Origin of the sequence: Sphingobium vermicomposti, from assembly GCF_011762025.1 — a bacterium.
Lineage (GTDB): Bacteria > Pseudomonadota > Alphaproteobacteria > Sphingomonadales > Sphingomonadaceae > Sphingobium > Sphingobium vermicomposti.
In genome coordinates this window covers 12,288-33,468 of sequence record NZ_JAASQR010000004.1, presented here as the reverse complement: position 1 = coordinate 33,468, position 21,181 = coordinate 12,288, and the positions used below count along the sequence as shown (strand labels likewise).

The following is a 21,181-nucleotide window of genomic DNA, read 5'->3' as shown; positions in this document are numbered from 1 at the left end:
CAACCCGAACGGCGCGATTTCCGATTGAACATACTTCGCTCTTGTTCTCAGTCGCGCCGCCACTCTCCGATGGCGGGCCGCACCGGTTGCACGATGAAGTCGCCCGTAAACACGCCTTCGATGGTGAAGGGGTCAGCCGCCAGCAGCGCCCGGACGGCAGGTTCATCCTGCGCCTCCAGCAGGAAGGAGCTGCCTTTGGGGCTGGCGTCCGGGCTGTCGCCGTCCAGCATCGCGCCCGCAACCTTCACCGCAGCGCCCTGCGCCAGCCAATAGTCGAGATGGCGCTGACGATGTTCCAGCCGCAAGGGCAGAGCGCCGGGCCGATCCGCCGCCAGAATGATGAAAAACATGATCTTCCTGGCTCCCTCGCCAAATGGCTCAGTCTTCGCTTTCCAGCAGGTTCAAGCCACCTTGTTCGCGCAGAACGTCCTTCAGATTCTGCTTTACCCGCAGCAGAACATCTTCACAGACTTCCCTGTCCGCGTCGGATACGCCTTCCAGAATGCGGCGGTTCGTGGTGGCCGCCAATTCGATCATCAACCCGATGACATCGAACCCCTGTTCAGTGATGAACACGCGCTTGGCCCGGCGGTCCTTGGCGTCCGCCTTGCGTTCCACATGGCCCGATGCTTCCAGCCGGTCGATCAGTCCACCGACCGTCACCTTGCCCACTTCCATCAGCCGAGCGAGATCGACCTGCATCATCCCGTCATTACCGGCGCGCGACAGCGTGCTCAGCACCGACCATTGCGACCGCGTGATGCCATAGGGACGCATCAGCAAGTCCATCACGGTGCGCCGGATGCGCGACACGTCGTGGACCAGATAGCCGAACGTGAATTGTTTCGCAGATGGTCTCTTGGGCGTCTTCTTCGGAGCGGCGGCCTTCAGCGTTTTCGTCATTCTCACCATCCGGTTTGAGGCGTTCAGCGCGTCATCGTCACCCGCCGATCGCTATATGGATCTAACTATCAGTAGCATATGATAGGAATCCCCATAATCAGCAAGCATATGATGAGGCCCCGATGGCCTTCTGACAAAGTCCCGTCTGCCAGCCACCGTCATTTGCCGAAAAGGTCTCTGCCGATGATCTGCTTCATCACCTCTGCCGCGCCGCCGGCGATGCGGACGATCCGCGCGTCGATATAGGCGCGCGCGATGGGATATTCGGTCATATAGCCATAGCCGCCGAAAAATTGCAGGCACTGGTCCACGACCTTCACATGCAGATTGGTGACAACCAGTTTCACCTTCGCCGCTTCGACCCCGGTCAAATTCCCCGCTAGAAAGCGTTTGATGCACCAGTCGGTGAAGGTGCGCGCCGACAGGATTTCGGCTGACAGTTCGGCCAGAACGAACTGCGTATTCTGGAAATCCGCCAGCGTCTGACCGAACATCTTGCGTTCAGCGGTGTAGGCGACGGTCCATTCCAGCGCGGCCTCCGCCACGCAAATGCTGCGAACGGCCTGGGTCAACCTTTCCTGCGCCAGCTTCCCCATCATGATGCCAAAGCCGCCGCCTTCCCGGCCCATCAGCCGCCATGACTGGGCGCGCGCGTCCTCCAGGAAAATTTCCGACGTATCCTGCGCCTTGAGGCCGATCTTTTCCAGATTACGGCCGCGCTTGAAGCCGGGCTGATGCGTGTCGATGGCGATCAGGCTGACGCCCTTTGCCCCCGCCGCCGGATCAGTCTTGCACGCGCAGACCATGATGTCGGCCAATTGGCCGTTGGAAATATATACTTTTTGCCCATTCAGTACATAGTCGTCGCCATCGCGCACCGCGCGCGTGCGGACTTCCTTGACGTCGGAGCCTGCGCCGGGTTCGGTCAGCCCCAATGCGCCAATGCATTCGCCCGACACCATGCGGGGCAGGACTTCGCGCTTAAGCTCCTCAGTCCCCGCCGCCAATATATAGGGTGCGACCATTTCGGAATGGACCGTGAAGCCGGGGCCAGTAATCCCTTTCTTCGCCAATTCCTCTATGACGACGACATTGTAGAGCCAGTCCGCGCCGAAACCGCCATATTCCTCAGGGACATTGGGGCACAATATGCCCACTTCGCCCGCCCGCTTCCACACTTCGCGGGGAACGACTTCATCCTTTTCCCACTGATGATGGTGCGGGACCAGTTCATCGTCCACGAAGCGAGCGACGGTTGCCCGGAATTGTTCATGTTCGGCGGAAAAAATGCCGCGTCCGCCATCGTCATGCATCTGTCCGTCAGCCACGGCGCGCCTCGTGCATTGCCAATGTTCTTTCAGCTTGCTTCAAATGCGGGATATCCAACATCTTGCCGTCCAGTCCCAATGTGCCGGAGTCCGGGTTGGCCGCGAACAGTTCGACCACTTTGCGGGCGAAATCCACTTCCTCCGGCGAGGGCGAGAAGCACTCGTTCATGATGTCCACCTGCGCGGGATGGATTGCCACCCGCCCGGAAAAGCCCTCCGCCCGCGAAGCCTTGCACGATGCCCGCAATCCTTCGGGGTCGCGGAAATCGACATAGAGCGTGTCCACCGCCTCGCCACCCGCTGCATGCGCGCCCAGCAGGCAGAGCGAACGCACCATCTTGTAAGTGTGCGTCCATTCGCCGGTTGCGTCTATATTGCCGCTCGCGCCGATGGCGGAGCTTAGATCCTCCGCTCCCCATGTCAGGCCATAGAGCCGTTCCAGCCGCGCCGCCGCATAATCGCCGAGGCGGAAGGGGGAAACCGCCGTTTCCGTCGCGACCGGCAGGATTTTGATCGACCCCGGTTCGACTCCTGACGCCGTTTCCAAGGCGCTCAGATAATGGCTGACCTGGGCGACATCCTCCGGCCCGTTGACCTTGGGCAGCATGATCCCATCGGGTGCCGACGGGGCAATCGCGGCAAGATCTTCCAGCGTCCAGGGCGTGTCGAGCGGATTGACCCGGACCCAAAGCTGGGACTTGCGGGTCGCGCGCGGCCGATCCTTGATGAAAGCGGGCACCATTTCGCGTGCCGCAGGCTTGCGCGCGAGCGCGACAGCGTCTTCCAAGTCCAGGATGAAGGCATCGGCGGCGACGCCGTCCACCTTGCCCAGCTTCTTTTCGCTGTCGCCGGGAATGAAGAGGAAGGAACGGATCGGTAGCGTCATGACGCTGGCCTCTTCATCTGGAGGCCGGATCGCTTGCAGGATGCGACCAGTTCATCCTTTTGATTGTAGCATTTGTGCAGGAAGGTCACGATCCCGGCTTCGGGCCGTGACTTCGACTCCCGCAGATCGATGACTTCGCTGGTGACGTGGATCGTGTCCCCGTGGAAAAGCGGGTTGGGGAAGCGCACTTCGTCCCAGCCAAGGTTCGCGACCGCCGTGCCCAGCGTCGTATCGCCGACGGAAATGCCGACCATCAGACCCAGGGTGAAGGCCGAATTGACCAGCCGCTGACCGAAGGGCGTGCCCTTCATATATTCTTCGTCCAGGTGCAGCAGCGCCGGATTATGGGTCATGCACGAAAACAGGACATTGTCCGTTTCGGTGATCGTGCGGCGGATGGGATGCTCGAAAAGCATACCCACTTCAAGTTCGTCGAACCAGACTCCAGGCATCACGCAAGCCCCAATATAGAGATGGCGGCGATGCCCTGATAAGGAACACCGCCCAGATTGTGGGTCAGTCCGATGGACGGGCTGGAAAGCTGCCGCTCCCCGGCCCGGCCCAGCAGCTGGCTGTAGACTTCATAGGCCATGCGCAGGCCCGAAGCGCCGATCGGGTGGCCGAAGCATTTGAGGCCGCCGTCAATCTGGCACGGTATTGCGCCGTCCCGATCATATCGGCCATCCAATATGTCGAATACCGCCCGGCCATCATCGGAAAAGCCCAGATCCTCCATCGTCACCAGTTCGGTGATCGAAAAACAGTCATGCACTTCGCTGAGGCTGACCTGTGCCTTGGGGTCGGTAATGCCCGCTTCCTTATAGGCGCGGGCCGCCGCGTTGCGGGTGTTGGCGACATAGCTGCCGTCCCAGTCGTTGGTCTGCGTTTCCCGGCCCGAACTGGTGGAAAGCTGCAACGCCTTGATCGTCACCAGATCTTTCCTGCCCATGGCGCGGGCGATTTCCGGCGTCGTCACGATGGCGCAGGCCGACCCGTCCGACACGCCCGAACAATCGAACAGACCCAGCGGATCGGAGATCATCGGCGCGTTCATGATGGTTTCCATCGACACGGCCTTGCGGAAATGCGCCTTGGGGCTGTGCACGCCATTCTGGTGGCTTTTCCACGACACATGGCTGATGGCCCGTTTCAGCTCATCCTTGCTCGTGCCATATTTGGCGCGGTAGTAGGGAGCGAGCTGGGCAAAGCCTGCGGGCGCGGAGCCCATCGGCATCCACATGTCGTTGAACGTCCCCTTGAATGGCGGGGGCAGGCCGCCAAAGCCGGTGTCCTTCAGCTTTTCCGACCCGATGGCGAGCGCGATATCGACCGCGCCCGACGCGACGGCATAGGCCGCGCCGCGCAGCGCTTCGGTGCCGGTGGCGCACATATTTTCGACGCGGGTCACGGGAATGCCTTCAAGCCGCAGCGCCATCGCGGCGGGAATGGCGCTGTTGCCGACGTTGACGCCGTCACCCCAGCAACCGAACCAGGCCGCTTCGATCTGGCTCCGTTCGATCCCCGCATCCGCCAGCGCTTCGTCAAACGCCTCCTTCATCAGCTCCGGCGATCCCGCGTCCCATCGCTCGCCGAATTTGGAGCAGCCCATTCCCAAAATGGCTACCTTGTCCTTGATGCCTGTCGCCATGTCTTGAAAACTCCTCAGGCCGCGCTCAGCGGGGTCGATTTCCAGAAGTAGCGGTTGTAGCCCCGCTGGCGGTCCTTCTCCTTGATGCGGAAGACCATGCGGACCTTGTCCCCCGTGTCGATCCCATCCTTGCCGATGTCGACCATCTCCATCAGCACGCGCGCGCCGTTGTCGAACTTGACGAAGCCGACCCAGAGCGGCGGCGATGGATGATAGGACAGCCAGTCGGCAGTCGATGTCAGTACTTCGGCCTCCTGATCCTTCAGCGATATGTTGGAGAAATTCTCGCTCGGCGCGTGGCATTGCACGCAATATTGCATCTGCGGGAACTGGACTGCGCCGCAACTGCCGCACTTGCCCGCATTGAACCCTTCCATCTGGTACGCAGACCGATATTGCTCGGTCAGTGCCGTCTTGGCGTTCTTTTCCGAACGCATGCCCCATTCGGCGTCCAGCCCTCCGTAGAAGGACAGCATCCGCAGATAGCTGTCAGTCGGCAGGGCGTCGGCAATGGCACCCGCAACGCCCCGCGCGGGGCGGTTTGCGGCGATGGCATCGGTTGCCTGAAAGATCAGAACGTCCGCGCCCTGACCAAAGCCGATCAGCAGGATGCGTTCGCCCGGTTGAGCCTTTTCCAAGGTCGCGGCCAGCATCAGCAGCGCGTGGGCGGCCCCGGCATAGCCGACCCCGTCGTCCAGCGCGCCTGCGACCGTGCCGCCGAATTGCAGTGACTTGGCCACCATCTCCGCCGCGCCCTTGAGGTAGGATGGCATCACGAAATGCTGGATGTCGCTGATCGAAAGCTGCGCCTGGGCGAGCGCGGCCTTTACCGCGCGGGGCACGATCTTCGCATAGCCCTCATCCCGGACCCAGCGTTCTTCCCAGCCATAGTCGCTCTGGGCGTCGGTGGCGCGGAAGTGATCGACAAAAACCTCCGCCAATGACGCCGATCCGATCAGCCGCGCGACCACGTCGCTTTGCGAAAGCAGGAAGGCGGCTGCGCCCGCGCCAAAGCTCATTTCCTGCCCGCTCGCTGGCTTGCCGAACGGATTATCGGACGCGATGACCAGCGCGGACTCGGTGCCCTTGAGCGCCTGAAGCAGGGCAGATGTCCCCGCCCGCTGCGATCCCGCCGCGTCCGATGTGCCGACGCCATCCGGTGCGCCTATGGCTCGCGCCACGATCGCCGCATTCTGCAAGTCGGCATAAGGCAGGTTCGTCGATGCCAGGCGAACCGCCTTGACCTCTTCCAGGCTTGTCCCGGACAGCGCATCGCGCGCCGCCTCCACCCCCATGGTGATCGCGTCTTCGTCCCAGCTGGTGAAGGCCCGGCTGCCCTTTGCCTGCCCACGCAAGCCCGGCGCCATCCACCCGTGCGCCGCCGCGATGGCGGCACGGTCCAGCCTGAGACGGGGAACATAGGCCCCATAACGAGAAATGCCGAGTTGAGTCATCCACCTCACCTGTTCAAGGACGCGGCCGACGACGCCCGGACACCCGTCGTCGAGACAGCCTCATATAAGCCGATGACTCGATTTAGTACGCTAGGGTATTTTACGCAAGTGGCTTATTGACGCACTTCGGCTTTACGAGCGCGATATCGTTTTGTAGTATACCATATACCTACGAACCTATGGAGAGGATTCATGAAGATCCTTGTGCCCGTGAAGCGGGTCATTGACTATAATGTGAAGCCGCGGGTGAAGGCGGACGGCACGGGCGTCGATCTGGCGAACGTCAAGATGAGCATGAACCCGTTCGACGAGATCGCGGTCGAGGAAGCCATTCGCCTGAAGGAAAAGGGCGTGGCGACCGAGGTCGTGGCGGTATCGATCGGCGTTGCCAAGGCGCAGGAGACGCTGCGTACCGCGCTGGCGATGGGCGCGGATCGCGCGATCCTGATCCAGACGGATGATGAAGTCGAACCGCTGGGCGTCGCCAAGCTGCTCGCCAAGGTGCAGGAAGAGGAAGGCGCTGGCCTGATCATCCTGGGCAAGCAGGCGATCGACGATGACAGCAACCAGACCGGCCAGATGCTCGCCGCGCTGCTGAACCTGCCTCAGGGCACGTTCGCCAGCAAGGTAGAGGTCGAAGGCGACAAGGTCAGCGTCACCCGCGAAGTCGATGGCGGCCTGGAGACGGTCAAGCTGAACGTCCCCGCGATCGTCACCACCGACCTGCGTTTGAACGAGCCGCGCTATGCGTCGCTGCCCAACATCATGAAGGCGAAGAGCAAGCCGCTCGCGACCAAGGCGCCTGCTGATTATGGCGTGGACATCGGCGCTCGTCTGGAGACGCTGAAGGTGGTCGAACCGGCCAAGCGCTCGGCCGGCGTCAAGGTCGCCGATGTCGATGAACTGGTCGCGAAGCTGAAAGCTCTGGGCGTCGCTGCCTGACCATCATTCCAAGCCCGTTCGGGCTGAGCCTGTCGAAGCCTGCTTCCTGTCAAGAGAAGAAAGGCCCTTCGACAAGCTCAGGGCGAACGGTGATAGAGGATCGAGAATATGAAGACTCTGGTATGGGTTGAACATGAGGGCGGCGCCGTCAAGGACGCGACCCTCTCCGCCGTCACCGCTGCTGCAAAGCTGGGTGAAGTGCATCTGCTGGTCGCTGGCGCTGGCGTCGGTGGCGTGGGTGAAGCAGCCGCGAAGATCGCGGGCGTGGGCAAGGTCCATGTCGCCGATGATGCAGCTTTCGGCCATGCGCTGGCTGAAAATGTCGCGCCGCTGGTCGTTGAACTGATGGGTAGCCATGACGCGTTCGTCGCGCCTGCCACCAGCAACGGCAAGAATATCGCGCCGCGCGTTGCGGCTCTGCTCGACGTGATGCAGATCAGCGACATATTGTCGGTCGAGAGCGAAGACACGTTCACGCGCCCGATCTACGCGGGCAATGCGATCGCGACGGTCAAGTCGAAGGACGCGAAGAAGGTCATCACCGTTCGCGGCACCGCTTTTGAGAAGGCGACGCGCGAGGGCGGTTCGGGCGCGGTGGAAGCTGTTGCCTCGACGGGTGACAAGGGCATTTCGTCCTTCGTCGGGGCGGAGATCGCCAAGCAGGAGCGGCCGGAACTGACAAGCGCCAAGGTGATCGTGTCGGGTGGCCGTGCGCTGAAGGATGGCGAGACCTTTGAAGAGGTCATTTATCCCTTGGCGGACAAGCTGGGCGCGGCGGTGGGCGCTTCGCGTGCTGCGGTTGATGCGGGCTATGTGCCCAACGACTATCAGGTCGGCCAGACCGGCAAGATCGTGGCGCCGGAAGTCTATATCGCTGTCGGCATTTCCGGCGCGATCCAGCATCTGGCGGGGATGAAGGATAGCAAGACCATCATCGCCATCAACAAGGATGAGGATGCACCGATCTTCCAGGTCGCGGACATCGGTCTGGTTGGTGATCTGTTCAAGGTCGTGCCGGAATTGACCGGGAAAGTCTGACACGTCGAGGCGGGAGTGACGCTCCGCCACGCGCCCACCGACAGAAAGGAACGTGGCGCATGTCATATGTTGAGGTCAGCACAGACGGCGCGGTCACGCACATTGTGCTGAACCGCCCGGCCTCACATAACGCCCTGACCCCGGACATGCATCACGATCTGGAAGCAGCTTTCAACGGATTCGCGCAGGATCCCGATGCGATGATCGCGGTCGTCACCGGGGCTGGCGACCGCGCCTTTTGTGCAGGCAGCGACCTAAAATTCGATGTCCTGAACATGCGTTATCCCGACCATGGCTATGCGGGGCTGACCCAGCGGTTCGACATGGCCAAACCCGTTATCGCCGCCGTCAACGGCTATGCCCTTGGCGGCGGGTTTGAACTGGCCCTTGCCTGCGACATCATCATTGCGACGGATACCGCCAGTTTCGGGCTGCCTGAACCACTCGCGGGAATGGTCGCGCTGGGCGGCGGCCTGCACCGGCTGGCGCGGCAGATTGGCCTGAAGCAAGCGGCCGGACTGATACTAACGTCCCGCGTCATCAGCGCGACCGAAGGGCATCGGCTGGGTTTCGTCAATGAGGTCGTTCGACCTGATGATCTGCAGTCGGCGGTGGCAAGCTATTGCGCCGACATATTGCGCGCATCCCCCGCCGCAATTCGCGCGTCGAAGCAGGCGATGATGCGTGGCCTTGACGAGCCTTCCGTTGCAAAGGCACTCGCGCATCAGGCCAGCTATCCCGAATTTGCAGAATGGCGGGAGAGTGCAGATGCGAGGGAAGGCCCCCTGGCCTTCTCGCAGAAACGTCCTGCACGCTGGACGTCCTGACCCGTTTGGCATCCGACGCCACTCAGAAACAAATATCGGGACATATATCTGCGCCTCATTATGTGGATAGCCTGGTTTGCAATGACTGACATTAGTTGGATATTGATGTAGATCGAGAACGCCTGAACACCATCGAGGGCGCATAGGAAAGAGGATCGAGACGTGCTTCAATCCACAGGATATGCCGCATCACAATCGGGCGCGCCGCTCGTTTCGATGGCGTTCGAGCGACGCGAGCCGGGTCCGCACGACATTGTCATGACGATCACCCATTGCGGCATTTGCCATTCCGACCTGCATGCCATCGATGACGATCTGGGCAATAGCTGCTTTCCGGTGGTCCCCGGCCATGAGATTGTGGGGGTCGTAACCGCCATCGGCGATGAAGTTGATCGGTTCCAGGTCGGCGACAAGGCCGCCATCGGCTGCTATATCGACAGCTGCCGGTCATGCGGCCCCTGCCTGTCCGACAGGCAACAGATGTGCATCGCCATGATCCCGTCGTTCAACGGCACTGAAAAGGACGGGGATCATCGCACCTGGGGCGGATTTTCGACAAACTACGTCGCCGATCAGGACTATGTTCTCAAAATTCCCCAGACCATGGACAGCGCCCAGGCCGCGCCGATCCTGTGCGCGGGCATCACCGTCTGGTCGCCATTGCAGAAATGGCGGGTGGGGCCGGGCAGCAAGGTCGGCATCGTCGGGCTGGGCGGACTTGGCCACATGGCAGTGAAGCTAGCGGTCGCCCTGGGAGCGGATGTCACCGTCTTCACCACGTCAGAAGCGAAGGTGGTCGACGCGATGCGGCTTGGCGCGCACAACGCTATCCTGTCGAATGATGGGGTGGCGATGGCTGTTGCTGCAGGCACGCTGGACTTCATCCTCGACACCGTGTCCGCACAGCATGACATTGACGGCTATATCGAGGCGCTGAGGCCGGAAGGAACGCTGTGCCTTCTTGGCATCGGGCCGGGCGGGCTGCAGATCGCCAATCTGTCGGTCGTGTTCGGACAGAAATGCATCGCGGGATCACTGATCGGGGGCCTTGATCAAACGCAGGCAGTCATCGACTTTTGCGCCGCCCACGACGTCATGCCTGAAATCGAGTTGGTGCCCCTCGCCCAGATCAATCAGGCGCTCGACCGGCTGCGGCGCAATGACGTCAAATATCGCTTTGTAGTGGAGATGACGACCGGAAATTAGGTCCATGGTGGCACGGATCACGGCAATAGCGCCCTTTATCCTGTCATCCAGTCCTGCGTCGGCATGTGGTAAGAATTCTACACGGGCTAAGTTGGGATAATTACTCCAGAGGCTCAACTTAGACAGGTCAATAAGCATCTACTGAGGCTTGCCGCGCCAGCCCTGACGGTGGTCGCTGCATGTTGTAATAGGCAGTCCACTGGCCAAGGCGAGTATAGGTTCGCTGCCGACAGCGGAGGATGTGCGCCCCATGAGTGGGCGCTGGCGACGATCATCGATGTTGCTCCGAACGCTGGCGTGCCACCGCGCACGCGTCCAAAGACATTGCCGCCGTTCCCGATATATCCAGCCCATTTTCGCGACCGTCATCCGTGGTGCGAAGGAAGCGGCGGGAGACGCAGGCTGCGGTCGTGGCACCATGATTCCGCGGTCGAGGACCAATATTCTCACGCGCAAATGGGGCATCGGCCCTTGGAGGGCTGAACGGTGCCGTGGCAAAGATGTCACTCTGGTCGAACAAGCGGTGGCAAGCGCTTGACAAGCGCATCCATAATAGACACCCACGTCGGATAAATAACATCAATATGGGAGAAAATGATGAGGGGAAATTTCCGTTATAGCTCTGCGCTACTGCTGGCAACCGTCGGCGCGACGGCATTGTCCAGTGCCGCTTTGGCGCAGAATGCTCCAGCCGCTACGGACAACCTGAGCACGGGCGCCAATCAGCCCGCAACCGAGATCATCGTAACAGCGACGCGTCGTGCGCAGAGCCTTCAAGACGTTCCGATGAGCATCAACGTCGCAACCGGTGAGCAGATCGAACGGCTCAAAATTTTCGACATCAAGGATGTGCAGCAACTCGCGCCGGGCCTTGAACTGCGCAATGACAATGGCCGCGCCAACTCTGCAACACTGCGCGGTGTCACCTTTGATCCCGATCAGGGCACCGGCCCTGCAGTCGATCTCTATTTCAACGAAGTTCCGGTAGATGCGCAGACGGCGTTTACCGCCATCTACGACATCGATCAGATTGAAGTTCTGCGTGGACCGCAAGGCGCGCTGCGTGGCCGTACGGCTCCATCGGGCGCGATTACCATCCGTACTCGCCGTCCCAACCTGAATACGATCGAAGGTTTTATTCAGGGCACGGCAACAGAGGACGATGGCTATAACGTTCAGGGCGGCGTTTCTCTGCCGATCGTTCAGGACAAGATAGCGATCCGGGCTGCCATGCTGGTCGATGGAAACCGCCTGAACCAGGTTCGCAACATCACCCGCGGCGATCGTTCGCGCAGTCGCACGGAAAGCGCCCGTTTGTCGGTGGCATTCCAGCCGGCCGAAGGCTTCGACATCAACGTGATGTATCAGTATCTCAATGCTGACAACCGCCTCTACCCGCAAGTTTTCGGTGCCGGCAACCCAGCCATCGGCAATCCCCCGGTCGGCCTGGACGACCGTTTCACCCTTGCGGAAGGTCGCAGCCGGTTCCTGAACCATAGCCATCTAGTGACGCTGGACGCCAAATATGACTTTGGACCGGTGACGCTGGCGTTCATCGGCGGTCATCAAGAAACTCTGCTGACCCAATATGGCGAACGCGATCCGGGCAACGCGGTTGCTGGCTACGCCGCGACCCAAGTCGTGCGCTCGCCTTATAATGTTGATACGGCAGAACTTCGCCTGTCTTCCAATAATGAAGGTTTTTTCAACTGGACCGCTGGTGTCTTCCATACGATACAGACTGGCACCACGACAGTTGACGAGCCACTTGATTTTCTCGTCAGCTTCCCCGGCGTTCCTGCGCCTGTCTTCATCGCTCCGTTGACGGGTAGGATCGACATTCCGGCCGTAGCCAAAACCTGGTCTTTTGCCGGCAGCGTACGGCTCCAGCCGACCGATCAACTGACGTTTGAAGCTGCGGGCCGGTACACGATCGATTCGGTGGTGCAATCGGCGGCGATCGACATTCCTGGCGTGGGGGTTTTGCCGATCATCGATGACAATACGAAGGCACATCCTTTCACCGGCATGGCGTCGTTGACCTATGAGGTCAGCAGGGACCTCACCGTTTATGCTTCCTATGGACGGTCATTCCGCAGGTCCACCGCAGGTGTTGGCATCCCGCAAAATATCAGCGCGGACCTGGCGATCAGCAGGCCGGAGCGTTCAGATAACTTCGAAGTAGGCTTCAAGACGGCATTTTTCGATCGCCGACTTTCGCTTGATGTGTCTGCCTTCTATCAGAAGTTCGACAACTATATTTCCCGCTTTACTGGCATTGCCACCGATCAGGGTACGAATATCGACGTAACAGGCGATGGCATTCCCGACGGTGTGTATGTTGGTCCGCCCGATGGCGGCATCGATACGACTGCCGACTACAACTATAATGGCGACGCGACGGTAAAGGGTATCGAAGCGACCATCGCGGGCCGACCGACGGACTTCTGGGATTTCTCGGTCAGCATGTCCTACGTCAAGGCGCGCTATAAGAACGCCCTGTTGCCGTGCACGACCGTTGACCCGGTTACGGGTCTGCCGGTCGTCATTCCGAACCCAGCCTTCGGCGGGGTTAACAATGTCAGCTACTGTAACCGCAGCTCGCGCATTGCGGATGTTCCTGACTTCAGCTTGACGGCGAACAGCGAAGTGCGGTTCGGTTCGGGTCCGGTGCAGCCTTTCATTCGCGGGTTGATCACTTATCGTCCGAGTGTCTTCTCTGAGAGGCAGGATTTCCGCTATCCTTCTCGTGAGCTGATCAACCTTTTCGTCGGCCTGCGCGGTGAAGAGAATAAGTGGGAAGTCTCCGCATTTGTGCGGAACCTTCTCAATCAGAACAGGATCACCAACATCGGGATTACGAACAGCAGGATTCTGGCAAGCGATGATCCAAGCGTTGTCTATGACTCCGGCTATCGCGTCGTGAACCTTACAAATCCACGCGAGTTCGGCATTTCCGGTACATTCCGCTTCTAAAGGACTTCCCGTCAGCCGGTCTGGCTGGCGGGATCTCCAAATTATTCGACAGAATATTTTGGCCGCGCCGCGAACATTATGTTCATGGCGCGGCCTTCTTGTTTGATGTGCTTTCGAAAAGGCGATTGGCGGTAGTTGCGATCGACGGCGCGAGCACAGACAAAGGGTGAATCGCGCAAATCCAGGAGGATAAGCTTGCCCTTTCCAGTGGCGGTGTTGCTCTGCCTGGGGACCGCCGCCCGCTGCGAGCACACCGGCCTCCAGATGAAGCCGGGCAAGGGCGTGGATCCTATTGGCGTCCGTCGTCGCCACACCCAGGTCGAAGCCGAGGAAGCGCAGTCAACTCAGCCCGGATCACATACTCGGTACGGGCGTCAGCAACATTGTTCTGGGCGCCAGCACCAGAACCTTGAGCATCGCCACAGGGTCATAGGCGGACGGTCGCCTTTTACCCTGTCGCCATAGGCAACTCCGCAACCAAGACGGGACAAAATCTCGAAGGCGATGACCCGTCCGAGTTCCTCCAGCGGCACCGACTCGTTATTCAAGCCATATCCGGATTGAGGCAAGCTGGACGGAAGCGAAGAAGTTGTCGTCGCGCTTGTCATAGCGGGTTGCGACGACTTTGAAGTCATTGAGTTTGAAGATGTGCGCCATCATTGGCAACAAAGGCTCGATCGCCGACCACTCGTAATCCGACAAATCAAACCGCGCCGTCGCCTGCCTCCCTTCACCGGGAAAATTGAATCAGACTTCAGCGCTACCTCCTGTCAGGCTGAGTGAACCAAATCACACGCTGATTATGCAGGGTATTCGAGAATGACCGACGGATAACTGATCAAAAGAGCCGTCAACGGGCCGTAGGTTGCGCACTGCGCTCATCCGCGCAGGGCGGACCTTCCAGACCGGCGGCCCAACTGATCGCGCCGTCGATCATGCGGAGATGATCGGGTTCGGCATAGGATTCCGGCGTGTGGCCAAGGGCAGAGTAGAATGCACGCCCCTTGCCCACACAATGGGTCCAGATCATCGGATGATCCTTCCCCATCCTGACATCGGACGATCCGGGGAAGGGAAACATCTTCATCTCCGGTCGATAGCTGCCCTCATCTATCGAAGCGAGGATGTGATAGCCCTTGGCGCGCGGGCTGGATTTGAACGAATACCATTCGTCGGTGCGGGTCCAGCTTGCCCCCAGATGACGGGTCGCCGGATGATCCCGGTCTTCGATGTGCAACGTCGCCTTCTGGAACTGCGGTCCCATGGTGTGGCCGATGAACTGTGCGCCGATCAGGTCGTTGACATACCAGTCCCAGGCATAGCTGGGGTCGCCGCCCGAACCATGCAGCGCAACGAAACCGCCTCCGGCTTCGATCCATTTCCTGAAAGCATCGCGCTGCGCGGGCGTCAGTACGTCGCCGCTGACACTGTTCCAGACCATGACCTTGAAACGCTTAAGCAAGGCGGGTTGAAAGACAGCTCCATTTTCGGTGGTGAAGCTGCTCCAGCCCCGCTTGCGCGCGATCTCTTCCAACGCCTGGTTGGCCGCCTTGATCTGGGCATCGTCGCGATATCCGTTGGTCTTGGAAAAGATGAGGACGGCGGTCTCGCCCGAAACGCGCGGCAGAACCGGTGGGACGTCGTCGTAGGTCTGGCCGATGCCGAACGCCAACCTCCCAAAATTGGCCGGACCGAAGCCGACGATAAAAAGCGTCAGGAACGCCAGGAACAGGACGAGGATCGTCCCGCCGATCCATTTGAACGCGCGCTTCATATCTGCATCCCCCCCGATTATTGCCCAGTTTCCAGGAACACCGGCCCGGACAGGCCAACGGCCGATCCGGCAGGCGCTGCCAGGATGGTTCCTACTACTATCTCGCTGCGTCCAGGCGCAATCTTCACCTCCATCGGCGCGGGAGCGGCATCCGCCTTTCGCGCGACGATGACGCCGTCTACCACGATATCGCCCTTGCCGCTGATCTGCGCGAATTTGAGCAGCCCGCCGCTTTTCGTCATCGCGGCGGTCAGGGGCACGCGCGTCATCAGCATGGTGAAACCGGCCTCGGTCACGACCGCAGGCGCTTCTCCCGCAATTACCGGCGACCAGCTGTTCATGTCATTGTCGGCCAGGTCGGGAAGTGCGGTCGGCCGGTCCTTCACGACCGGAGACTGTCGCCAGCCCGCGACATTCTGGCGCAGGGACGGCGGCAGGACATGGCGGATCGACGCTGGGCGAACCTTGATCGCGGTCGCCGCGCCGCCGACGCCGGAAGCCGTCGCGCGCAGCGACAACTGACCGGCACCGTCACGGTTGGTCTGCACGATCACTTGCGCCAGACCGTTGAACAGCTTCACCTGATGGCCTTTTGACGAAGCAAGCGACGTCGGATCGCCATTGCCGACGCCGATGATCCGCCCGCCGGTGATGGCAAGGGTGACGTCCAGATCGGCGAGCGGCACCGCCCTGCCCTTCGCATCGAGCGCCTCGATCGTGATCGGCTGCGCATCCACGCCGTCCCCGGCCATTTCGTCACGATCGGTGCGCAGCCGCAGCTTGACCGGCACACCAGTCGTTTCCACCCGCGTCGTGGCAACGACCTTCCCATCGCGCCACCCGCGCGCTTCGAGCACGCCGGGGCTGTAGGGAACGTCGAAACTGATCATCTCATATGGGTCCGGCTTGCCTTCGCCGACCAGCTTGCCGTTGCAGCGTAGTTCGACCTGATCCAGGTTGGTCGCCAGCATGACCGGGATCTTCTGCCCCTCGCGCCCCGCCCAGTTCCAGTGCGGCAGGATGTCGAGATGCGCCTGCGCCTTGTCCCACAGCGCGCGGCGGATGAAGAAGGCGGCCTTGGGAAAGCCGCACAGGTCCAATATGCCGAAATAGCTTGAATTGGTCGGCCACACATGCGGCGTCGGTTCGCCATGATAGTCGAAGCCTGTCCAGACAAAGCCGCCCGCCATGAAGGGGCGCGAGTCGATGGTCTGCCACGATGCCCGTTGCGACAGTCCCCACCCGGCATGTTCGCTGTCGTCACTGGCGCGGATGTTTTTGCTTTTGTCCGTCGTCCATTCGCCGCGCGTCATGAACCCGCTTGTATCTTCCGAACTCATCATCGGGATGGTGGGATTGGCGGCGTGGAAACGATCATAGGTCTGATGCTGATAGTTGAAGCCGACAACATCGACCGCCTGGCTGACATTTACCGGCGTGAACATGCCTGCGTTCATGGCCGCCGTGACCGGACGGCTGTCGTCGAGCGCCTTCACCACCGCCGTCGCGCGGCGCACCATCTCGTAACCGATGCGGCTGCCCTGCAACGGTTCTTCATTGAAGATCGACCACAATATGATCGAGGGACGGTTGCGGTCCCGTCGCACCAGCCATTGAAGCTGTTCAATATAGTCGGGGCTGATGTTGAAATTGCGGTTCTCATCCATGACGAGCATGCCCAGCCGGTCGCACACGTCGAGCAGCGCAACATCCGGCGCGCCATGGGAGCAGCGTATCGCGTTGCACCCCATCGCCTTCATCTGACGCACGCGCCATTCAACAATTGCGGGCGGCACGGCCACCCCAACCCCGGCATGATCCTGATGCAGGCAGACGCCCTTGATCTTCGTCGGGACGCCGTTGAGGAAAAATCCCTTTTCCGCGTCGAACCGGATCGTGCGGAAACCGCAAGGTGTGGTGCGTTCGTCCACCACCTTCCCATCGCGCAGCAGGCGCGTGCGCACGGTGTAGAGCGTGGGCGTTTCAATCGACCAGAGCTGCGGCCTGACCCCGCGCATTTCCGTCGTGACGGTGGCCTGCTCCAGCGGCGCGGCCTGCCCCTTCTCCTGCGCGGATGCGACCACCGATCCGTCCGGTCCGATCAGGTCGGCTACGATCGCGATGTCCGCGCCCGCCTTTTCAATCGAATAGACCGTCGCCGTCACCGGCACGCGCCAGCTGCCATCATCGTCGATCCGTGGGTCAGCATGAACGCCGTCCGTCACGATCCCGACCGGCGCACGGTCCACCAGCCATACGTCGCGATAAATCCCCGCGCCTTCGTACCACCAGCCTTCCGCGCTGTCGGCGTCGACGCGCACGGCGAGGATGTTCGGTTTCCCGTCAAAGCTGGCCATCGCGCTGATGTCGATGGTAAAGCCGCTATAGCCCGACCAGTTATGCGCGACCGGCGTCCCGTTGAACCAGACCGACGCGTTGGTGGAAATCGCCCCGAACTGAATTTCCAGATACCGCCCCTGCAAAGCGGGGTCGAGCGTGATGTCGCGCCGATACCAGCCATAGCCGCGCTTGCGATACCCCTGCGCGGCGTTTTCCGACTTGTTGGGCGGCGTCTCTATCGCCCAGTCATGGGGCAGATCGACCGTCTGCCAGGCTTCGTCGTCGAAATTGATCGCCGCCGCACCGCGCGCGCCGCCAGCCTTTGCCGCGACATAGGCGATCGAATGCAACTTGATGGGGGGAGGCGTGATGTCGCCCAGATGGAAACGCCAGCCGACATTGAGGGACGCGCCCTCATGCGGGATCATCCCCATGGACGCAGCGCCGCGCGAGGTTGCGCCAACGCGCCTTGCAAATGCGTGCGACGGGTTAAGCGAGGCGGCAACTGGCGCCGCTGCGGCCACCGACGCGAGAAATGCCCGCCGCGTCACGGCAAATCGATCAGTCACATGCGTCCCCTTTGCCCTGCCGTTAAGACCCTAAATCAGACTGGAAGATTGTCGAAGCGTTCGATCAGGGGGGCATATTGCCCCACCGTTCGACAAAGTAAACAGATACGGCGATTTATTTGCGCAACTGGCGGACCAATGCCGCCGCCGCCCATTGACGCTGGGTGGCGGATGTTCGATAGGGCCGTATTCGCAGGCCATACTTGGGGGGCAGAATAGTGAAACCGCCCAGGAAATCACCGGCCCGGCCCCGTTCCGGTAGAATAGGCCGACCCACGCTGGATCAGGCCAATCTGATCGAAACGGAAATCCTGTCAGCCGCCACCTTGCTGTTCCGCGCACGGGGTTATGATGCGACTTCCATGGAAGCGGTCGCGAGCGCAGCCGGTATATCCAAACGGACATTATATCTTCGGTATCGCTCCAAGGAGGCCCTGATAAAGGCCGTGATCGAAGATCGCGTCGCACACTGGGCAAAGACCGCGAGTCGGAATGATGTTGGCTTGAGCGATGATTTCAAGACCAGAATGGTCCAGCATGCCCGGACGCTGGCGCACGCCTTGGGCGACAAGGAAATACGCGATTTTAGCCGCTTGATCGATCAGACTTCGACCATATTTCCCGACTTCGCCAAATTCTTCTACAACGTTGGCTATCGATATGAGCTGGATTTTCTTGCGGCGGAAATTCGGCGAGGCACGGCGAACGCCGGGATCCCAGCCAAGAACCCGGAACGTGTCGCCCAACTGTTGCTCAACATGATCATGGGGTGGCGCAACAGCGAAGATCCGGTCCGCGAACTTAGCGCGGCGGAAGTGGACGATTTCGCGGAATATGCGGTCGAACTGTTATTTTCCGGCCAAAGCGCCTGGTAAAGCTGTGGGGCCTGCGGTTCGGCATGTTACCGGCACACCGATGGCACCGCTGTTGTCACACATATCCATCGTGCAGTTCGACCCAGGCATGAAAGCGAGCCAAATGATTGTTTCGCAGGGATAAAGTTTCCCGGCGAGATTGCCTATCCGTACAATCATTCCCAATCCACCTGAACAACTGGCCATTTATTGGGACAGTCCCCCCAATAGCTATTGGGCTATTGGCCAAGGATAGATGTATCGTTGCCCGTTGCGGCGCGCGTCGCTTCGTCGCACGGAGCGCTCCAATTGCCTGCACAAACGCCTTGGTTAGCGACCTGTTCATGTGCCAGAAAGGTGAGTCTGAACAGCAGGCCTTTCATGGCGCTTTTTCGCGGCGTCATGAGCGGCCCGTCTTGCGAAGTGAATGGAGGGGGTTCTGACAGCTGAATGCGCCATCACGCGGGCGGCAGTCGGACGAGAAGCTGTGGCAACACAGGCCCGACTGATCGAATTTTCGAGGAGTAGCGTGATGAATGTCATTTCCAACAGCAAATATCTTCTGATGCTTGCCCTGATGTCCGGGGTATCATCCACCAGCCTGTCGGCGCAGACCCAGGACCCACCGGGCGCCGACGTTTCGGCGACCGCATATATGCCCGCCGAAGCCACCGAGGGGCCAGAGATCAAGGGCATCATTTCCGCGCGCAGCGGCGACAAGATGCAGGTCACGGCCGAAGACGGCACCAAATCCGTGATCGTCATCAACGACGCCACCCGGATCAGCGCCAGCAAGGGCCTTTTCGGCCTCAACCGCAGCAGACTTGCGGCAACATCGCTGCTTAACGGCCTGCCGGTTACCGTGAAGACTTTGCAATCAGGTGGCGACCTGGTGGCGAGCCAGATCAAGCTTCAGAACAAGGATCTGAAGACCGCGTCCATGATCCACAACGGAACGGCCCAGCAGTTTGACGAACAGACCGCGGCAACCGAAGCGCTGCGCGGTCGCATGGGTGAGATCGACCAGTATAATATCAAAAGCACGACGAACGTGAATTTCGACACCGGCAAGGCAGTGCTGTCCGCTCAGGCGAAAAATGACCTCTGCACCACCGCAGCCACCGCCGAGGGAATGAGCAACGCCCTGTTGCTTATCGTGGGCTACACGGATTCCACAGGCGACGAGGAATATAATCAGATGCTGAGCGAAAAGCGGGCCGGTCGCGTCGTCAATTATCTTCAGCAGGCCTGCGGCTGGAAGCCCTATCGCATGCTGACCCCCACCGGCATGGCCGAAGCGGACCCGCTGGCGAGCAATGACACCGCAGAAGGCAAGGCACAGAATCGCCGCGTTGCGGTGAACATCCTGGTCAGCAAAGGCCTGGACGGCCTGTAAGACGTGCGGGGTGGGCTTTGCTCACCCCGCTGTTTTGGGCTGCGCGCCCCGGATCATCCCACTTCCCGCGGCAGTCGGAAAGGTGTAACGTGCCCCTATTGGCCATGAGGCGTTCCTCATGCCGAGACGATGCCCTGACGGGGTCTAAAAACCCGCATCGCACCAGTCCCGACAGAGGGCAATGAAACGTAGCGTCCTTGGCGAACTTCGAAGGGAGAGCCGCCATGGCAATTACCCATCCAGGCGACGTGACATCGCCGCGCGATGAATATGAAATTCGCAAGATCGGTTTACACGACCTACGCATCGCCTTGCAGCAGGGATGGGAAGATTTTCAGGCCAAACGAGGCGATCTGATCTTCCTTGGCCTCATTTACCCGCTGGTCGTTCTGTTCGCGATATTGGCGGCCAGCCAGGTTTCCATATTGCCGCTGCTGTTTCCGCTGCTCACTGGCGCGGTGCTGTTCAGCCCCCCGCTCGCAAGCGGCTTTTATGAATTGGCGCGCAGGCGCGAACAGGGGCTGGATTCCCGCTGGCGGCATTTTCTGGATGTGGTGCGGGGACCGTCCGCGCCTTCGCTGTTCGACCTTACCAGCGTGACGGCGATGCTCTTCCTGGGCTGGATCGGGGCGGCCTGGTTCACCTATCAATGGACTGTGGGTCAATTGGGACCGGAAGCGGTTTCATCGGTTGGTGCCTTCCTGAATTCGGTGTTCGGCACGGCTGAAGGATGGAGCATGATCATCATCGGCAACCTTCTGGGCCTGGGGTTCGCCATCGTGGCGCTGGCGATCAGCGTGGTTTCCTTCCCGATGATCGTGGACAAGAAGGTGAACTGGGGCGTCGCGATGCGCACGTCCATCCGCGTCGCATGGAACAACCCGGTGACGGTGGCGGCCTGGGGCCTGATCGTGGTTGCGCTCCTCATCCTGGGCGCTTTGCCCGGACTGGTCGGACTGGCTGTGGTGTTGCCGCTGCTGGGCTATGCGACGTGGCATCTCTATACCCGCGCGGTGGTGCGGTAATAGCAACATACAGGC

At 60.5% G+C, this 21,181-nt stretch carries 19 protein-coding genes; 8 read left to right on the top strand and 11 right to left on the bottom strand.

Going from position 1 to position 21,181, the window contains the following annotated elements:
- Window positions 1–47 precede the first annotated feature (47 nt).
- The 7 genes from FHS54_RS13630 to FHS54_RS13600 all read right to left on the bottom strand — a co-directional run bounded on the left by FHS54_RS13630 (window position 48) and on the right by FHS54_RS13600 (window position 6,219).
- On the bottom strand, window positions 48–350 hold the full coding sequence (locus tag FHS54_RS13630; RefSeq protein ID WP_208405012.1) for a YciI family protein: 303 nt from the start codon (window positions 348–350) through the stop codon (window positions 48–50).
- 28 nt (window positions 351–378) lie between these two features.
- Complete coding sequence (locus tag FHS54_RS13625; RefSeq protein ID WP_167304561.1) at window positions 379–903, bottom strand: MarR family winged helix-turn-helix transcriptional regulator; 525 nt, start codon at window positions 901–903, stop codon at window positions 379–381.
- Between the two features lie 158 nt (window positions 904–1,061).
- Window positions 1,062–2,231, bottom strand: a complete 1,170-nt coding sequence (locus FHS54_RS13620; RefSeq protein WP_341785976.1) for an acyl-CoA dehydrogenase family protein — start codon at window positions 2,229–2,231, stop codon at window positions 1,062–1,064.
- Entirely contained in the window at window positions 2,224–3,117 is an 894-nt protein-coding gene (locus FHS54_RS13615) for an HpcH/HpaI aldolase/citrate lyase family protein (RefSeq protein ID WP_167304559.1), read from the bottom strand. The genes FHS54_RS13620 and FHS54_RS13615 overlap by 8 nt, the downstream gene beginning before the upstream one ends.
- On the bottom strand, window positions 3,114–3,569 hold the full coding sequence (locus FHS54_RS13610) for a MaoC family dehydratase (RefSeq protein WP_167304557.1): 456 nt from the start codon (window positions 3,567–3,569) through the stop codon (window positions 3,114–3,116). Before FHS54_RS13610 ends, FHS54_RS13615 begins: the two co-directional genes overlap by 4 nt.
- Window positions 3,569–4,765, bottom strand: a complete 1,197-nt coding sequence (locus FHS54_RS13605) for an acetyl-CoA acetyltransferase (RefSeq protein WP_167304555.1) — start codon at window positions 4,763–4,765, stop codon at window positions 3,569–3,571. The genes FHS54_RS13610 and FHS54_RS13605 overlap by 1 nt, the downstream gene beginning before the upstream one ends.
- Window positions 4,766–4,779: 14 nt before the next feature.
- Window positions 4,780–6,219: a 3-oxoacyl-[acyl-carrier-protein] synthase III C-terminal domain-containing protein gene (locus tag FHS54_RS13600; protein WP_167304553.1), complete on the bottom strand. Its 1,440-nt coding sequence runs from the start codon at window positions 6,217–6,219 to the stop codon at window positions 4,780–4,782.
- A 192-nt stretch (window positions 6,220–6,411) separates the two neighbouring features.
- Here FHS54_RS13600 and FHS54_RS13595 point away from each other — a divergent pair, with 192 nt between their 5' ends.
- From FHS54_RS13595 to FHS54_RS13575, 5 genes are all read left to right on the top strand, one after another.
- Window positions 6,412–7,161, top strand: a complete 750-nt coding sequence (locus tag FHS54_RS13595; protein WP_167304551.1) for an electron transfer flavoprotein subunit beta/FixA family protein — start codon at window positions 6,412–6,414, stop codon at window positions 7,159–7,161.
- A 108-nt stretch (window positions 7,162–7,269) separates the two neighbouring features.
- Entirely contained in the window at window positions 7,270–8,199 is a 930-nt protein-coding gene (locus tag FHS54_RS13590) for an electron transfer flavoprotein subunit alpha/FixB family protein (RefSeq protein ID WP_167304549.1), read from the top strand.
- 59 nt (window positions 8,200–8,258) lie between these two features.
- Complete coding sequence (locus FHS54_RS13585) at window positions 8,259–9,026, top strand: enoyl-CoA hydratase-related protein (RefSeq protein WP_167304547.1); 768 nt, start codon at window positions 8,259–8,261, stop codon at window positions 9,024–9,026.
- A 162-nt stretch (window positions 9,027–9,188) separates the two neighbouring features.
- Window positions 9,189–10,232 carry an alcohol dehydrogenase catalytic domain-containing protein gene (locus tag FHS54_RS13580; RefSeq protein ID WP_167304545.1) on the top strand — a complete coding sequence of 348 codons (1,044 nt, stop codon included), beginning with the start codon at window positions 9,189–9,191 and terminating at the stop codon, window positions 10,230–10,232.
- A 594-nt stretch (window positions 10,233–10,826) separates the two neighbouring features.
- A complete protein-coding gene (locus FHS54_RS13575) occupies window positions 10,827–13,208 on the top strand; it encodes a TonB-dependent receptor (protein ID WP_425057319.1) in 2,382 nt (793 codons plus the stop codon).
- 41 nt (window positions 13,209–13,249) lie between these two features.
- Here FHS54_RS13575 and FHS54_RS13570 read toward each other — a convergent pair whose 3' ends face one another.
- The 4 genes from FHS54_RS13570 to galA all read right to left on the bottom strand — a co-directional run bounded on the left by FHS54_RS13570 (window position 13,250) and on the right by galA (window position 17,891).
- A complete protein-coding gene (locus FHS54_RS13570; protein WP_167304543.1) occupies window positions 13,250–13,486 on the bottom strand; it encodes a hypothetical protein in 237 nt (78 codons plus the stop codon).
- Window positions 13,487–13,748: 262 nt separating this feature from the next.
- Window positions 13,749–13,910, bottom strand: coding sequence for a hypothetical protein (locus FHS54_RS16670; RefSeq protein WP_167304541.1), 162 nt, complete (start codon window positions 13,908–13,910; stop codon window positions 13,749–13,751).
- 148 nt (window positions 13,911–14,058) lie between these two features.
- Complete coding sequence (locus FHS54_RS13560; protein WP_167304539.1) at window positions 14,059–14,982, bottom strand: ThuA domain-containing protein; 924 nt, start codon at window positions 14,980–14,982, stop codon at window positions 14,059–14,061.
- 17 nt (window positions 14,983–14,999) lie between these two features.
- Window positions 15,000–17,891: a beta-galactosidase GalA gene (gene galA / locus FHS54_RS13555; RefSeq protein WP_167304537.1), complete on the bottom strand. Its 2,892-nt coding sequence runs from the start codon at window positions 17,889–17,891 to the stop codon at window positions 15,000–15,002.
- A 218-nt stretch (window positions 17,892–18,109) separates the two neighbouring features.
- Between galA and FHS54_RS13550 the strand changes: the two genes are divergently transcribed.
- From FHS54_RS13550 to FHS54_RS13540, 3 genes are all read left to right on the top strand, one after another.
- The gene (locus FHS54_RS13550) at window positions 18,110–18,766 is read left to right on the top strand and encodes a TetR family transcriptional regulator (RefSeq protein WP_167304535.1); all 657 of its coding nucleotides are present in this window, start codon (window positions 18,110–18,112) and stop codon (window positions 18,764–18,766) included.
- A gap of 511 nt (window positions 18,767–19,277) precedes the next feature.
- Complete coding sequence (locus FHS54_RS13545; RefSeq protein ID WP_167304533.1) at window positions 19,278–20,141, top strand: OmpA family protein; 864 nt, start codon at window positions 19,278–19,280, stop codon at window positions 20,139–20,141.
- 224 nt (window positions 20,142–20,365) lie between these two features.
- Complete coding sequence (locus FHS54_RS13540) at window positions 20,366–21,166, top strand: DUF2189 domain-containing protein (protein ID WP_167304531.1); 801 nt, start codon at window positions 20,366–20,368, stop codon at window positions 21,164–21,166.
- Window positions 21,167–21,181 lie beyond the last annotated feature (15 nt).